This is a genomic window from Bradyrhizobium sp. SPXBL-04 (assembly GCF_051853035.1).
GTDB lineage: Bacteria > Pseudomonadota > Alphaproteobacteria > Rhizobiales > Xanthobacteraceae > Bradyrhizobium > Bradyrhizobium zhanjiangense.
Genome location: NZ_CP182472.1, coordinates 5,534,675 through 5,549,744 on the forward strand (window position 1 = coordinate 5,534,675; position 15,070 = coordinate 5,549,744).

General features: G+C 60.4%; 16 protein-coding genes. 13 read left to right on the top strand and 3 right to left on the bottom strand.

Going from position 1 to position 15,070, the window contains the following annotated elements:
- Nucleotides 1-16 precede the first annotated feature (16 nt).
- Both ACNJX8_RS26380 and ACNJX8_RS26385 read right to left on the bottom strand, forming a co-directional pair.
- Nucleotides 17-445: an organic hydroperoxide resistance protein gene (locus tag ACNJX8_RS26380; protein WP_346016215.1), complete on the bottom strand. Its 429-nt coding sequence runs from the start codon at nucleotides 443-445 to the stop codon at nucleotides 17-19.
- A 29-nt stretch (nucleotides 446-474) separates the two neighbouring features.
- On the bottom strand, nucleotides 475-1,257 hold the full coding sequence (locus ACNJX8_RS26385; protein ID WP_439357262.1) for an aspartate/glutamate racemase family protein: 783 nt from the start codon (nucleotides 1,255-1,257) through the stop codon (nucleotides 475-477).
- Between the two features lie 556 nt (nucleotides 1,258-1,813).
- Here ACNJX8_RS26385 and ACNJX8_RS26390 point away from each other — a divergent pair.
- The 5 genes from ACNJX8_RS26390 (at nucleotide 1,814) to ACNJX8_RS26410 (ending at nucleotide 7,095) form a co-directional block, all read left to right on the top strand.
- Nucleotides 1,814-2,962, top strand: coding sequence for an ABC transporter substrate-binding protein (locus tag ACNJX8_RS26390; protein ID WP_439357264.1), 1,149 nt, complete (start codon nucleotides 1,814-1,816; stop codon nucleotides 2,960-2,962).
- A 44-nt stretch (nucleotides 2,963-3,006) separates the two neighbouring features.
- Nucleotides 3,007-4,050, top strand: a complete 1,044-nt coding sequence (locus tag ACNJX8_RS26395) for a branched-chain amino acid ABC transporter permease (RefSeq protein ID WP_128945436.1) — start codon at nucleotides 3,007-3,009, stop codon at nucleotides 4,048-4,050.
- A complete protein-coding gene (locus ACNJX8_RS26400; RefSeq protein ID WP_439357265.1) occupies nucleotides 4,047-5,816 on the top strand; it encodes a branched-chain amino acid ABC transporter ATP-binding protein/permease in 1,770 nt (589 codons plus the stop codon). Before ACNJX8_RS26395 ends, ACNJX8_RS26400 begins: the two co-directional genes overlap by 4 nt.
- Nucleotides 5,817-5,821: 5 nt before the next feature.
- Complete coding sequence (locus ACNJX8_RS26405; RefSeq protein WP_439361984.1) at nucleotides 5,822-6,526, top strand: ABC transporter ATP-binding protein; 705 nt, start codon at nucleotides 5,822-5,824, stop codon at nucleotides 6,524-6,526.
- Between the two features lie 446 nt (nucleotides 6,527-6,972).
- Nucleotides 6,973-7,095 carry a hypothetical protein gene (locus ACNJX8_RS26410; protein WP_439357266.1) on the top strand — a complete coding sequence of 41 codons (123 nt, stop codon included), beginning with the start codon at nucleotides 6,973-6,975 and terminating at the stop codon, nucleotides 7,093-7,095.
- 10 nt (nucleotides 7,096-7,105) lie between these two features.
- On the opposite strand, the gene ACNJX8_RS26415 is transcribed toward ACNJX8_RS26410, so the two are convergent.
- Entirely contained in the window at nucleotides 7,106-7,537 is a 432-nt protein-coding gene (locus ACNJX8_RS26415) for a YybH family protein (RefSeq protein ID WP_439357267.1), read from the bottom strand.
- Nucleotides 7,538-7,900: 363 nt separating this feature from the next.
- Between ACNJX8_RS26415 and ACNJX8_RS26420 the strand changes: the two genes are divergently transcribed.
- The 8 genes from ACNJX8_RS26420 (at nucleotide 7,901) to ACNJX8_RS26455 (ending at nucleotide 14,531) form a co-directional block, all read left to right on the top strand.
- Nucleotides 7,901-8,194 (top strand): GYD domain-containing protein, encoded by a 294-nt coding sequence (locus ACNJX8_RS26420; protein WP_439357268.1) that lies wholly within the window; start codon nucleotides 7,901-7,903, stop codon nucleotides 8,192-8,194.
- Between the two features lie 459 nt (nucleotides 8,195-8,653).
- Entirely contained in the window at nucleotides 8,654-9,277 is a 624-nt protein-coding gene (locus ACNJX8_RS26425; protein WP_439357269.1) for a hypothetical protein, read from the top strand.
- Nucleotides 9,278-9,390: 113 nt separating this feature from the next.
- On the top strand, nucleotides 9,391-9,807 hold the full coding sequence (locus ACNJX8_RS26430) for a hypothetical protein (RefSeq protein WP_439357270.1): 417 nt from the start codon (nucleotides 9,391-9,393) through the stop codon (nucleotides 9,805-9,807).
- A 315-nt stretch (nucleotides 9,808-10,122) separates the two neighbouring features.
- The gene (locus tag ACNJX8_RS26435) at nucleotides 10,123-10,809 is read left to right on the top strand and encodes a hypothetical protein (protein ID WP_439357271.1); all 687 of its coding nucleotides are present in this window, start codon (nucleotides 10,123-10,125) and stop codon (nucleotides 10,807-10,809) included.
- 734 nt (nucleotides 10,810-11,543) lie between these two features.
- On the top strand, nucleotides 11,544-11,753 hold the full coding sequence (locus tag ACNJX8_RS26440; protein ID WP_084299007.1) for a YgaP family membrane protein: 210 nt from the start codon (nucleotides 11,544-11,546) through the stop codon (nucleotides 11,751-11,753).
- Nucleotides 11,750-12,274 (top strand): RNA polymerase sigma factor, encoded by a 525-nt coding sequence (locus ACNJX8_RS26445; RefSeq protein WP_439357272.1) that lies wholly within the window; start codon nucleotides 11,750-11,752, stop codon nucleotides 12,272-12,274. Before ACNJX8_RS26440 ends, ACNJX8_RS26445 begins: the two co-directional genes overlap by 4 nt.
- A gap of 498 nt (nucleotides 12,275-12,772) precedes the next feature.
- On the top strand, nucleotides 12,773-13,111 hold the full coding sequence (locus ACNJX8_RS26450; protein WP_130220560.1) for a P-II family nitrogen regulator: 339 nt from the start codon (nucleotides 12,773-12,775) through the stop codon (nucleotides 13,109-13,111).
- A gap of 37 nt (nucleotides 13,112-13,148) precedes the next feature.
- On the top strand, nucleotides 13,149-14,531 hold the full coding sequence (locus ACNJX8_RS26455; protein WP_439357273.1) for an ammonium transporter: 1,383 nt from the start codon (nucleotides 13,149-13,151) through the stop codon (nucleotides 14,529-14,531).
- Nucleotides 14,532-15,070 lie beyond the last annotated feature (539 nt).

Genomic DNA, 15,070 nt, shown 5'->3' on the forward strand with positions numbered 1-15,070 from the left:
GTCCTGTCCATCCGCCTCAGACCACCGTCAGCTTCACATCGATATTGCCGCGCGTCGCGTTCGAATAGGGACAGCGCTCGTGCGCGCCCGCAACGATGGCTTCCGCCACCGAAGTCTCGACACCGGGCAGCCTGACCTTCAGCTCGACGGCGAGCGCATAACCAACCGGCACGGGGCCCATCGCGACCTTCGCCGTCACCGAAGGCTCCGCGGCCGGCACGACCTTCCTGGTGCGCGCGACGAGCTTGACCGCACCGAGAAAGCACGCGGCATAGCCGGCCGCAAAGAGCTGCTCGGGATTCGTGCCCTCGCCTCCGGGACCGCCCAGCGCTGTCGGCAATGACAGCGACACCGATAGCAATCCGTCGGAGCTCGCTGCCTGACCGTCACGGCCTCCGGTGGCCGTGACTTCGGTTTCGTATAGGATCTTGTCAGGCGTCATCATGTCGTCTTCTCCAAACGCTGCACCGGGCCCTAACGTCGGTTGCGCGCGAGCATCGCGCGGAAATCGTCACGAGCAAGCGCGCTGGCGCGCTTGAAGCTCGGCCCGCGGCTCGGCTCGGTACCATTGAGGCGCCTGAGCTGCACCCACATCTCGGCGCTCTTCAGCGCCACCGCGGCGCAGTTGACCACCGGGGCGTGCCCAACCTTGAGACCATGCTCCCGGCCGATCAGCAGGCCCGGTAGCACGCCGGCGGGAATCACGACATCGGCGCCGCGCTCGACGAGGGGCAGCGCGCAGGCAACGAAATCCTCGATCATGCGGGCGTGCGCGGCCTGATTGCCTGCGAAGGCGTCTGCGAAATCCTCGGGCTTGCAGTCGAGGCCCGTCACGTGAACGACGCGATCGCCGAGGCCATAACGCTCGGCCTGCTCGTAGTGCCAGACCTCGAAGACGGTATCGAGCGTGACGAGGCCGAGCCGCCGACCAAGCTGCGAGGCGGCAAGCAGCGTCGCCTCACCGGTCCCGATCACGGGAATATCGAGCGTCGCGCGAAGCTCGTACAGACCGGGATCCTGGAAGTGCCCCATGACGAATGCATCGAAGCCTTGCTCCTCCGCTGCGATACCATTGTCGATCGCCTGGACGGCGCAACGCAGTTCGGCAAGTCGTCCAAACTCCCGATCCGGCGGCGAAATGCCCTCGACATGGACCGTCGTACCCGGCGCAGCGATGTTGTTGAGATACTCGGACAGCAGCGCCATGTACGGCGCGTTCAGGCTCGCATCAACGAAGCTCTGCCAGAAGATGCGCATCGTCCTTCTCCTCGAGCGGGTATGGGAGGATCGGTCGCGGGACTGTCGATACGAATATTTCAACCATAAACTAATTGGCGCGTCAAATGTGTGCGGCGCATCGAAGATTGTGGTCCGAGGCGCCACCGCCGCCGCGCCCATTTCGGGCGAACAGGAGGCGCGAGTTTTGGCTGCCGGTGCCGGAATTGTATGCAACAGCATTTTTTTGAAGACAGCCGCCCCATGCTGTTGACGCCTCCGCGGAATATACTTTAGGCTTTAAGTAATACTTCGCCGACCGGCGCTGGGGCGGCGTAACAATAGTGTTGCAGGGTACCGTTCTTGAGAGACTCGATCGTGTGGACAGTCTTCGAACCTGAACGACGCGCGACAGAGCGCGGCTGCGCTAACCTGCAGCGGCAAGCCCGGGCATGATTGCGCCGCCCGCAAGGCAAGGTCTTTTCAGTCGCGCCGACATTCGGCGCTGCAGCATCGCTTTCGATCAATTCGTTCGAAGTTCGGGCTCGGGCCCGGCAGCATCCAGTCACTCACATCCCTATCGAAGCAGGAGAAGGCAATGCGCAAGACCGTGAGCTTACTTGCACTTGTGGCTGGAATTGTCGCTGCACCGGCCGCGCAGGCCGACATCACCATCGGCTTTGTCACCTCGCTGAGCGGCAACGGCTCCTCGATCGGGATCCCCTACGGGCGCGGCATCAACGCCGCCTATGAATACAAGAAGTCGGTCAATGGCGAGACCATTCGCCTGATCCAGCTCGACGACGGCTCCGATCCGTCGGCTGCGACGCGCAACGCGCGCAAGCTGGTGGAAGAAGAGAAGGTGGACCTGCTGATCGGCACCGCAACCGCACCATCGACGATCGCGATGGCGGCAGTGGCGAGCGAATTGAAAGTGCCGATGATCGCGGTCTCGCCGATCGTCAAGCTGCCCGATACGCCGGAGCAGTGGGTGGTCTCGGTACCGCAGCCGGCGTCGCTGCTCGTCAAGATCATCGCCGATCGCATGAAGCGCGATGGCAAGAAGAATATCGGCTATATCGGCTTCTCGGATGCATGGGGCGACCTCGTCTACAACGGCGCCAAGGCAGCCGAGGCGACTGACGATCTCAAGATCCAGACCAACGAGCGCTATGCCCGCACCGACACTTCGGTCACCGCGCAGATCCTCAAGGTGATGGCCGCACGGCCCGACGCCGTGCTAATTGGAGGCTCTGGCACGCAAGGTGCGCTGCCGCTGCTCAGCCTTGCCGAGCGCGGCTTCAAGGGCAACACCTACGGCACGGTGGCGCTGGTCAATCCGGACTTCGTCAACGTAGGCGGCAAGGCCGCGGACGGAATTCAAGTCTCGGCCGGGCCCGTGATCGTCGCCGAGCAGCTGCCCGACGAGCATTTCGCCAAGAAGATCGCGCTGGATTTCCGCAGCGTCTACCAGAAGACCCACAACATTCCGACCACGGACGGTTTCTCGGCCTATTCCTTCGATGCCTGGCTGATCTTCGCCAATGCCGCTGAGCGGGCGCTCAAGACCGCGAAACCCGGCACGGTCGAATTCCGCGCTGCCCTGCGCGATGCGATCCTCAGCACCAAGGAGCTTCCGGGCGTGCATGCCGTCTACAACTTCAAGCCGGGCGCCGTGACCGGTGTCGACGAGCGCTCCCTCGTCGTCGTTCGCCTCACCGGCGGCGCCTGGAAGTACGCGCCGTAAAGAAGGACCAAGGGGCGGCAATCAGAAGGGGGGACAGCGTCTCAATGACGAGCGATATCGCGGCCATACTCGCGATCGATGGTATCGCCACCGGCGCGGTCTATGCGCTCGTGGCGATCGGGACCGTGCTCATATTCACCGTGACGCGGGTCATCTTCGTCCCCTTCGGCGACATCGCGGCGTTCACTGCGCTGACGCTGGCCGCCCTTGATGCGAAGCGCTTTCCGGGGACGGGCGCGCTGGTCGTGGTGCTGGCCTGCCTCGCAACCCTGATCGAGATCGTTTCGTTGACGCGCTCTGGCGAGCTTCGTCTCGCTCCGCGCGCCCTGCTCTTCTATCTCGTACTCCCCTTGGCTGTGGTCGGTAGCGCCTGGCTTGCCATGCGCCTCGACCCGCCCCTCGCCGTCAGGCTCGTGCTCGCACTGATGCTGATCACGCCGATCTCGCCGCTGCTCGATCGCATCGTGTTCCGCCCGATCGCGGACGGCACGGTGCTGCTGCTGCTGACGGTGTCGGTGGCCCTGCATTTTGCGCTGGTGGGGCTGGGCCTATTGTTTTTCGGCCCCGAGGGTGTCCGCACCGAGCCGTTGACCTCGTTCTCGATGGAGCTCGCCGGCGTGCTGATCTCAGGCCAGACCATGCTGATCGTCATCGCAGCGCTCGTGTTCAGCGGCCTGCTCTATCTCTTCTTCGACTTCTCGCTGGTCGGCAAATCCCTGCGCGCCACCGCCGTGAACCGGACCGGATCGCGGCTGATGGGAATACGACCGGCACGTGCCGGCACGATCGCCTATCTCCTCGGCTCTCTCATGGCCGGCGTATCGGGCATCCTGATCGCGCCTGTCAACACGGTGTTCTACGATTCCGGCTTCCTGATCGGCCTCAAGGCGTTCGTCGGCGCCATCATCGGCAGCATGACGAGCTATCCGGGCGCGGCGATCGGTGCCGTCGGCGTCGGCATCCTCGAAAGCTTCGCATCCTTCGAGAGCAGCGCACTGAAGGACGTCATCGTGTTCTCGCTGCTGATCCCGGTGCTGATCTGGCGATCCCTCGCATCGCTGCATTCCGAGGAGGAGATCGAGGAATGACGCGCCTTCACGTTCAGATCGCCGCTGGCGCCGCTGTCCTGTGCCTCGCTGCGGCTCCCTTCGTCCTCGGCCCGTTCAGCATCACCTTAATGAACTACATCGGCATCTATTCGCTGGTCGCCATCGGGCTCGCGCTCCTCACCGGCGTCGGCGGCATCGTGTCGTTCGGACAGGCGGCCTTCGTCGGGGTCGCGGCCTATGCCACCGCCTGGGTCTCGGCATTGAATGGCCATTCGCCCTGGCTCGGCCTGCTGTTCGGCGTGGCCCTGACCTGCGGCGTTGCGACCATTCTCGGCCTCGTCACGCTGCGGCTCCAGGGCCACTTCCTCTCGCTCAGCACCATGGCCTGGGGTCTGGCGATCGGCTTCCTGTTCGGCAATGTCGAGGGGCTCGGCCGGTTCAACGGCATCTCGTCGATCCCGCCGATCAGCTTCGGATCGTTCGCCCTCGTCTCCAGCGCGCAGATCTATTTCCTGATCTGGGGCATCGTGACCGCCATCCTCTTGCTCGGCTACAACCTGCTAGACTCCCGGCTCGGCCGCGCCATGCGCGCGCTGCGCGGCGGCAACATGCTGGTCGAAAGCCTCGGCATCAACGCGTTCCGGATCAAGCTCGTGACTTTCGTGATCGCGGCCTTCCTGGCCTCGCTGTCGGGATGGCTGTACGCGCATATGAGCCGTTTCATCAGCCCCGGCCCGTTCGATGCCGGCATGGGCATCGAATATCTGATGATGTCGATGGTCGGAGGTGCCGGCAGCCTTCTCGGCGGCGTCGTCGGCGCCGCCATCGTGACGCTGCTGAAGAACAGCGTGCAGGACTATCTGCCCTTGATCGCCAAGGGCGCCTCCGGACAGCTCGAGATCGTCGCCTTCTCGGCTCTCTTCATCCTGTTCCTGCAATGGGCCCGACAGGGCATCGTGCCGTTCATCGCGCGCTACCTGCCGAAACTGCAGCACGAGCGGCCGCGGCCGGCATCGCCCCTGCCCCGCCGTTCGCAACCGAAGCCCGGTGAGCTGCTCTTGAAGGTGGACGGCGCCGAGCGCCGGTTCGGCGGCCTGGTCGCCGTCAACAATGTCAGCTTCGAAGTGCGGTCGGGTGAAATCCTCGCCGTGATCGGTCCGAACGGAGCCGGCAAGAGCACGATGTTCAATTGCCTGACCGGCGCGCTGCGGGTCAACAAGGGCGAGATCGTCTTTGCCGGACGCCCGATCACACGTGACGAGCAGTCGCGAATCGCCAAGGCCGGAATCGCGCGCACGTTCCAGCACGTCAAGCTGCGGCCGCGCATGAGCCTTTTGGAGAACGTGATGCTCGGTACCTATGGCCGCACCAGTGCAGGTCTGCTCGCCGGCGCCTTCCGGCTCAACCGGCGCGAGGAAGCGAGCGCGCGTCATGAGGCGCTGATGCAGCTCGAACGCGTCGGTCTCGGCGAGAAGCCGTTCGAGCTCGCCGGCAATTTGCCGCTCGGGAATCAGCGCATCCTGGAGATCGCGCGCGCGCTTGCCGCAGACCCGACCCTCTTGGTGCTGGACGAGCCCGCCGCGGGCCTTCGCCGCCAGGAGAAGCTCAGGCTGGCCGAGCTGCTGCGCTCGCTCCGGGCGGACCACCTGACCATCCTGATCGTCGAGCACGACATGGAGTTCGTGATGTCGCTGGTCGACCGCATCGTCGTGCTGGATTTCGGCTCGAAGCTCTGCGAGGGCGCGCCGGCTGCTATCCGCAGCGACGCAAGGGTGCAAGAGGCATATCTCGGAGGCGTCGCGTGAGCTCGATGTTTACCCTGTCGGACGTCACGGTCTGCTATGACAATGTCGAAGCGGTCCGCAACGTCTCGCTGTCGGTCGAGGAAGGGCAAATCGTCACCGTCATCGGCCCGAACGGCGCCGGCAAGACCACGCTGCTGATGGCCGCGATCGGACTGCTCTCCTCGAGAGGCCGCATGGTCTTTCAGGGCAGCGACATCGGCAGGATGTCGGTCGAGGATCGCGTCGAACGCAGATTGTGTCTGGTACCGGAGAAGCGCGAGCTGTTCTCCGACATGTCGGTTGCCGACAATCTCCTGCTGGGCTCCTACAGCCTGCGCGACCGCACCAGTGTCCAGAAGACGCTCGATGAGGTTTATGATCGCTTCCCCCGGTTGAAGGAGCGGCAGCGCCAGGCCGCCGGCACGCTCTCCGGCGGCGAGCGCCAGATGCTCGCACTTGGACGCGCGCTGATGGCGAGGCCCAAGCTGCTCATGCTGGACGAGCCGAGCCTCGGCCTTGCGCCCCTGATCGTGCGCGAGATCTTCCGCACCATCGCATCGCTCCGCGATCTCGGCGTGTCGATCCTGCTGGTCGAGCAGAACGCCCGCGCCGCACTGGAGACGGCCGACTACGGCTACGTTCTGGAGACCGGCGAGATCGTGCAGTCAGGACCCGCCAAGGATCTCATCCACGATCCCCGACTGATCACGGCCTATCTCGGCGGACATTAGCGGCGGCCGCGATCAGGCGCGGCGGAGCTCTGGGGCGCCGCACAACAAAAAGTCGAAAAACAACCCCATGCACAGTAGCCGGTGATCACGATATCAATGGCTTAGCAAACTGACGCAGCATATTCTGATTTTTCGAATACAAAGTTGACGCGTCGGGCAAAACAGTGGCATAGTGTCATCATCGCGGGGCCTTGCGACAGTCTTTCAACCGGCGTCCTGGAACACTCTCGGATGTCTCCGCAATCATTAAGCGGATATGCCGCAGAAATGTCCAAGCCGATGCGACTGCGTCGAAGCAGACGTATCTTTCGGTGAAGGCGAGGTCGGCTTTAGACCGGTAGCAGAGCTATCGAATGCGGCTGGTCGAGGGCCGCTTTTGCCCCTTAGCGGAAACTACAAAGACGACTAGATAATTCGCGACTGTGGCTCCTCCATTGAGAATGAGCATGTGTGCCTCCACGCGGAGCCTCGCCCGCTTCGACCGCCGCTTGTTACCCACAACAGAAGTCGCGGCCGCGCACGACGGCAAGCAGATTGTTGTCGCCGAAAATGAGAAGGCCGAGGAATGATAACGCGTTGCTATTGGCTGATCACAGACGCTGCTGGGCGTGGTGTCGTGATCGGGTCGGCATGCCGGTGGACAAGTTTCCAAACGTCGTGCTCCAAGCGAAAGAGGCTGGTCACACGCAAAGCCAGTGTGGCCGTTTTATCGCTCCCGCCAACCTTGGCATGCCCTCGCTCCACTTCGACGACACAGGCAAGCCCATCGGACACATATTTCGCTACAAGTTCCACGCCGGTGACGTCGCCATCGCGATAGTTCGAGGCGGCACGGGCAATCGTTTCTTCGACCTTTTTACGGCCGCGTGCATAGGGCCCAAAAGGGTTGCCCAAAGTGACGTCATCAATTTCTGAAAAAAGAGCCTTCGCCGGGCCCGGATCGCCCCGGAATACCGCTGCCACGGCTCGATGGCTTCGCTCGACTGCGCGATCAAGATCTTCCGCTGCCATGTGGACCTCCGATGATGAGGTTCTTCCCTCGCGTTGCCCGCGATGAGCTTGCGCACTGGATTGTTGCAAACTCGGAAAGTTGGAGGGCATTTTATTCCTCGGTCGGGCAGAGCACAATCTGCGGCCGCAACTCCCCCACCGCCGCTATTGGCCCATCGGCGAAGTTGCGCCTCGGCGGTCGGTAGTCCGCTCGTTGAGCCACAGCGGACCAGATTTGCTCAACCAGAGTTCTTCGCGTTTTGACCCCTAGCCACTTCGAGCCGCCCTGAGGGATCTTGGTGGTTGGGCGGGGTCAGGCAGTGTGGCATAATCCACGACGTGGACCCGTTAAGTCCATTGCTTCGTTGTCAAAGGAGAATCGCCATGTCCACGTACATGCTTCTCTGCAATTTCACCGAGCAAGGTGTTCGGACCATCAAGGACATGCCGCAGCGACGAGCGGCCGCCAGGGAGTTGGGCAAAAAGTTTGGCGTTGACATCAAGGCCGGCTATCTCGCCATGGGAACATACGACCTCATCATCCACGCCGAGGCCACCGACGATGAGGCCATGGCCAAGTTTCTCTTGTCGCTGGCCGCCATCGGGAACGTACGAACGACTTCGGTCAAGGTGTTCCCGGAAGCGGACTTTGACAAGATCATCGCGGGACTTGCGTAAGCTAACGCGAATCAAAACGAAGGTCAGTTGTTGGCACATAACAGTGCAGCGACATGTCTGAACTTGGGGGTAGACCGGAAATAACAAGCCGACCTTCAAAACAACGCTAATGACCCTGGCTGTGTAAAAACGCGAGCAGGCGAAAGCCGGCTAGAACCCCGTTCTTCAGTTTGACATTTTGGCTTGAAGTTGCTTGCGAGCATGAGCGCTAGATCGGCCTTCGACGAACAACTTGTCCCATCGCGTTCAACCGTCGCGGCGTTTTCACACAGCCCAGACCCGAAGCGGACATCGGCTCGGGCAATCGATAAATGTTGAGTCAAGTTCTTAAACGCGCCGAAGTGGACGCCCAACTATCAGTTCGGGGATAGGTTTAGCGTTGTCGGAAGCAATGGTACTACCGTGTCTCGCAGCTCCTCAGTGAAAAGGCCCTCCCTTGTCGATAAGTTTGAGCTGTGGTTGTCGGACAGCCGCGTGATCGATGGTCTTTGGATCGGAAGCTTTCAATCGGATTCCGAACCAGCCCTGCAACGCGTTGAAGCCGCGCTTCGGCTGATCGAACGCTTTGCTCCACTTCAGTACCGGCGTGTCAAAAATAGCCTTTCTCGAGTCTGGGTCACGCTGGTTCCGCACGGAGCCGGCTGTTACCTAGATCGCTTGAACGCCTGCTTGCTAGACGAGCGTGTTGTCGCTGCTGAAGCCACAACGGTCGCATGGATCGCATCCGCTATCGTGCATGAGGCGACCCATGCAAGGCTTGATAGGTGGGGTATCCGCTACAAGGAAGCGGCTCGTCTCCGGGTCGAGCGAATCTGCATTCGAAGCGAGCTCAATTTTGCTCGGCATCTGCCCGACGCCGATGCCTTGCAAGAACAGATTGCGCAGAGGCTCGACTGGTGCCGTGACGGAAACACGCACTACACTGACCAAAACATGTTGCTGGAAATTGATCAGGGCAACGCGGACGCACTCCGTCATCTTGGAGCGCCGGAATGGGTCATAGCTCTGTTGTTTAGGGCGAGAGATTTATCCTATGGAATCCGCCGATTCACACGACGCATAGCCGGTTCTTCCTCCCAATGATCGCCTTGCTCCAGAGCGGTCATTCGCTCTCTGAGCCCCGATGCGTCTTAGCAATCAATTCATGTTACGAGGGCATCCGTTTGGTCCGTGGGCACCCAAAATGGAACGAAAGTATGTTGGGCATCGCTGATCTGAAAAAAGTGCTTCTGCTTGCAGCAGCCGTCTCGATCGCAAACGCTTCGCATGCTCTTGCGGCGAGTGAAGCTGCCAAAAAGGCGGCCGAGGATGCGCGAAACACACCTGGGGCGAAGGCTGGAGTGGCTTTCTTGGACTGCTTGCTCATCGAAGTGGAAAAAGCGAAGCAGATCAATCTGTCGGAGACCGAATTTAGGAAGATACTCGCCAGTGCTTGCCCGGAGGAGGCGCAAAAAGCCCGCCAAGCGGTCATAGAAACTTTGCGCGGCGCGAACCCGAACAAACAGTGGAGCGCCGAGGATGAGAGGGCCGTAGAATATGGCGTTTCCCTCATGCGCGTGCGCGCTTATCAGATCTTCACCGGCGTGGCCAAAGTTCAGAAGGACGCGAAATGATTAGGGCTTTCGCACTCACGGCGATCCGTGCCCTAATCGGCCGACTTCCGCTCTTGCCTTGAGCTGTCTTTGGAGGCCGTCCTGGTCAAAGTCCGCTTCTGGGGCCCATGTCCGAAGTTGCGCCTAGGCGGTCGGAAGTCCGCTCGTTGAGCCAGAGCGGACCAGATTTGCTCAACCTGAGTTCTTCGCGTTTTGGACCCGAAGCGGAAATCGGGGCCGCTTCATTCAAAATTGAGCATCTGCCAGGTACAAGGTTGACATTGTTTAGCCACACAACCTAATGATGCGTTTTTTCCCCCATTTGGTCATCGCACAATGTCGACGATCTTCCCGGTTACTCGGTTCGGGGCACTCATCGTTATCAGTCTCTGTCTTGCGGCATGCGGAAGAACAGAGAGCTACCGTTACAAGCTAACATTGGCTGTCAACACGCCGGAGGGCGTTAAGCGCGGTTCGAGTGTGGTCCAGGTGACCTTTTGGGATGTTTCGTTTCCCGCCAAAGGAACGATGCATAGGCTCGATGGTCAAGCTCTCTACCTGGATCTCGGCCCCGGGATGCGTCCCCTGATCGCCCTGCTTACAAGCAGGCTCCACCGGAGATACGACGATGAAATCCGTTGGACTGAGGAGGCCGGGCCGGGAACAGTACTTATATTGCAGGCATACGGGGAATCTTGGTCGCCAGATTTTATGGACGATGTGCCACGTCTCGCGCGTTTACGCGGTCCGCGCCAGATTGCTTCAAAAGATCTGCCGAATCTGGTGACGTTTGCGGACGTAAATAAACCGAGTAGCGTGATCGAAGTTGACCGGAACGATCTCCAAGCATCTCTAGGTGCTGACGTTAGTTGGAATGACATTACAATCGAGAGCACCGACGAACCGATCACAAAGGGCATTGAGCAAAAGTTGCCCTGGATATCGACTTACTTCCAAGAGAATCTGCGTCTCGACGGATCCAGTCTCACAGGCAAAGAGACGATCGCCAACCGTTTGACGTAGTGGGATTTTGAACAATTCCGCGAGCTGAAGCGAAATAAATAAGCAAGGTAGTTCCGCTAGTGGCCCCAAGCTGAACAAAGAACGAGCCACCGCCATGTCGGCTGTCTGCGGGAGACCGGACGTTGCACGGAGGTTGCGGTGACCGCCGCTCATGGACCCAGGGCGGACATCCGATCGGAGCACGAGTAGCGGCTAGCTAGCATCCGCTTTGATCGCCAACGGACCACGCCATTTGATCCTTCAATTTTGAAAAACATTCGTCGCATACCCACTCGTAACCAGCACCAAGTTGGTAATCCGGTCCTGTGGTGTAGCCTTCTCTCAAGGTATCCGGCATGGTGTCAGAGAACTTGGCCCAGCAAGCCGCACAATGGTCATGGTCCCAATCGAGCTTAGGGCGCGTCCAGATCGAACGACGCCAAGTCAATCCCCTCAGAGCGTCAAGGTAGTCAAGCTTCTCGGTCACGTTCACTCGGAAAGTCGCGTCAGTTTGCATTTCCTATATCAGTCTAAGCGCAGGATGTCGCCTATTGGCCCGTGGCAGACCTTGTCGCGCAGCCCGCCGACCGTCTGCTTGTGACCGGAGCAGACCTTTTCACGCAGCCCGCCGACCGCCGGCTTTTGACGCCAGCCGAACTTAGATTATTTTTTCGGAGCCGCGAACCGTTTCTCATTTTTTAAGCCTCTAAGTCTCTAGGGCGTCAGAAACGACGCTACAAAGGCAGGAGGTTGCTATGCTGTACAAGAAGAACGTGGCTGGCTGGGAAAGTTGGGTCCGGCTCTTGGCTGGGGCAATTATGATCGCTTGTGGGCTACTAGGCCTTAAAGGTATGCCCGTTGGATACCTGATCGCCGGTGTCGGGGTCCTGACCGCGCTTACAGGCGTTTTCGGATACTGCCCGGCATGCGCAGTAAGAGGTCGGAAGCTCCGCGCCGAACCATGAGCACACCTTTTTCATCGCCGAGCACGTTGGAAGCGGCAATAGGCGGGGACGCTGACGCCATCCTGGCGCTGCTCAAAACGTCGCAGCCCGACATACGCCGGTACGCGCGAAGAACCTGCCGCACGACAAGCGATGTGGAAGACGCGGTTCAGGAAACGTTATGGATCGTGTATCGTCGCATTGGTCGTCTCCAACGTGCCGGAGCCTTTTCCATCTGGCTTTTTCAGATAGTTCATCGAACCTGCTTAAGATTGGCAAAGCAGCATATAGGCCTTCCCGATGACGTCTCTTCGTTGGAAAATGACCTGCAGCGTTCGGAGAGGCCAGAATCAGAACTTCGCATCGATATAGCTGCCGCGATCCAGTCGCTGCCGAGCCACTACCGGCAGGTGCTCATTTTGCGGGATGTGGACGAAATGACGATCAGCGAAATAGCGCAATCGCTGGAGCTAACCCGAGAAACTGTGAAGGCTCGACTGCATCGCGGTCGAGCGCTCGTGCGTGAATATATAAAGCGCTGAGGAGTCAAAATGTTCGCCAGCAGTTCACTCACCGAGCACCTTATCCGAGGTCTTGTCGGAATTGGAGCTCTCTCGACGGCGGTGTGGGTCGGGACAGACGCAGGTTGGCCTGCAGTACTAGGTTCCGTCATTCTGGGGCTAGTATCATTAATGGCCTTTCGAGGATGCCCGGTCTGCTGGTCTATAGGCCTGTTTTCGATGGCACGCCGGTCGTTGGCCTCGCTGTAATCGGGTTCACTTCTGCTTACGGCCCCGGAGCGGAAGGACGGCGCTAGGCTCGATCCCCGCAGGCCCTGACCGTTTTATGGGCGCGGGCTGCCATCAGAAATGGCAAAAGCACCAGACCGTTCCGAGCTGGTGGGTTGGAATCGACCGTGTTTCAGTGGGTTACCCGCGGGTCGCCAATGGCATGAATCTTGTTTAAAACTTAACTAAAGTGGATGCGGAAATTGTCATTGGCGTTGTCCAACCCTGGCATCAGGGAAAGGCAGGTAAGCCATGAAGCTAGTCAGCGCCATTATCAAACCATTCAAGCTCGACGCGGTGCAGGGCGCGCTGACGGTTCTCGGCGTGCAAGGCATGACCGTGACCGAGATCAAGGGATTCGGCCGACAAAAGGGCCACAAGGAGATTTATCGCGGCGCCGAGTATGCCGTGAACTTTGTGCCGAAGGTCAGGATTGATCTTGTGGTCACCTCTGAGCAGGCGGACAGGGTTGTTGCGGCGATACAAAATGCCGCAAGAACCGGAGAGGTGGGCGACGGCAAGATTTTCGTTTCGCCAGTCGAGCGCGCCGTTCGCATTCGCACCGGAGAGACGGACGAAGCGGCTGTATAAGCCTTCACCGACACCTCTTGCGACCAGGAGGGAGACAATGGCAAACGCGCGCCAAAGACTCGTGCTATTTGTGACGGCTCTCTTGGGGACTGAGCTTCTCTATCTTGCATTCGGTGACGTCGCGCTCGCACAAGACGCGGCCCCGGCAGCCTGCGGCGGCAAGGTTTTGGAAAAGTGCACTCCCAATTCCGGCGACACCGCGTGGATGCTCACGTCTGTTGCGCTTGTACTGATGATGACGATCCCGGGGCTTGGGCTGTTTTATGGCGGCTTGGTGCGCAAGAAAAACGCTGGCGACACGGTAATGACCAGCTTTGCCGTGACGTGCCTGGTCACGATCCTGTTCGCCATCCTGACCTACAGCTTGGCCTTCCGCGCCGGCACGCCGTTCGTCGGCGGGCTGGACCGCATGTTCCTGAAGGACATCGTAAGCGACATCGGCAAAGGCGGGATCGGCAACCCCAACCCGCTCGCGGCGACGATTCCCGAAAGCGTCTACATCTGCTTCCAGATGACGTTTGCGATCATCACGCCGGCGCTGATCGCAGGGGCCTTCGCCGAGCGGATGAAGTTTTCCGCGATGCTCTGGTTCATCGGCCTGTGGGCGATCTTCGTCTATGCGCCGATCGCGCATTGGGTGTGGGGACCTGACGGTATCTTCGCCTCCGGCAACGACGCCGCCTGGGTCAAGGTGTTGGATTTCGCCGGCGGGACCGTCGTGCATATCAATGCCGGCGTGGCAGGCCTGATGTGCGCCATTATGCTTGGCAAACGCAAGGAGACGGGACCGGCCCATAACATGGTGCTGACCTTCATCGGCGCCTCGCTGCTCTGGGTCGGCTGGTTCGGCTTCAACGCGGGATCCGCGGTCACGGCAGGCATGCAGGCCGGCATGGCGATGCTGGTGACGCAGATCGCAACGGCGGTCGCCGGCTTCACCTGGATGCTGGTCGAGTGGTCGCTGAAGGGCAAGCCGACGGTCGTCGGCATCTGCTCGGGTGCGGTCGCAGGCCTCGTCGCCATCACGCCTGCGTCCGGTTTCGTCGGCCCGATCGGCGCCTTCGTGATCGGCATCGCGGCCGGTGTCTTGTGCTACTGGGGATGCACCGGGCTCAAGGGTATGTTCAACTATGACGACGCTCTCGATTGTTTCGGCGTCCACGCCGTCGGCGGCATCGTCGGCGCACTGCTCACCGGCATATTTGCCGTCGAGCAGTATGGCGGCACCGCGGGTGCTCTGGAAGGAAATCCGGGACAGTTCATCAATCAGTGCATCGGCGTCGCCACGGTCTTTGTGTATGACGCCGTCGTCAGCCTGATCATCCTGTACGGGGTCAAGCTGTTCGTCGGCTTGCGGGTGTCGGAGGAGATGGAGCGCGAAGGTCTCGACCTCGCGTTGCACGGAGAAGCAATACAGTAATCTACGTCGAGGGGTGGCGTCCCGAAGCGCCGACGAGGTGATCGAATAGAACTGCCAGTTACTGCGGTGCATGAGTCCGTTCCTGGCCCGATGCAGACCTCTTTGAGGTCCGCTCCAGCGTCCGCCCTTTCGGGCAAAGCGGACTTGTTGTGCTCGCCGCGAGTTATTCCGGGTGAGGACTCTTAGCGCACCTTCGCTGCCTTGACGGCAGCGAACCCGAACCTGAAGGCTATGAGCCGGCATCCGAGAGAGTGAATGAAGAGCCATCGATACAGGTCAATGAGCGCCAGCGGGTTGAGTTTTGCGATGAAACATCCGAGCGGAGGATGTCGTCGTGACGCCTGACCGACCATGGGTGCCGCATGCGCTGGCGTGGGCGCTGGACATTGTCGGCTTGCTTGCCCTCCTCTCTATGGCGCTGTGAGCAGCCGGAAGGAACGGACGGCGTGTTCGTGCGCCAGGAACCGCAACCCTCCTTCGCCAGTTTTCGCTAGCGGGCAGAAGAAGAAGAAGGAGGAGGAGGAGGAAACCAATGCCAG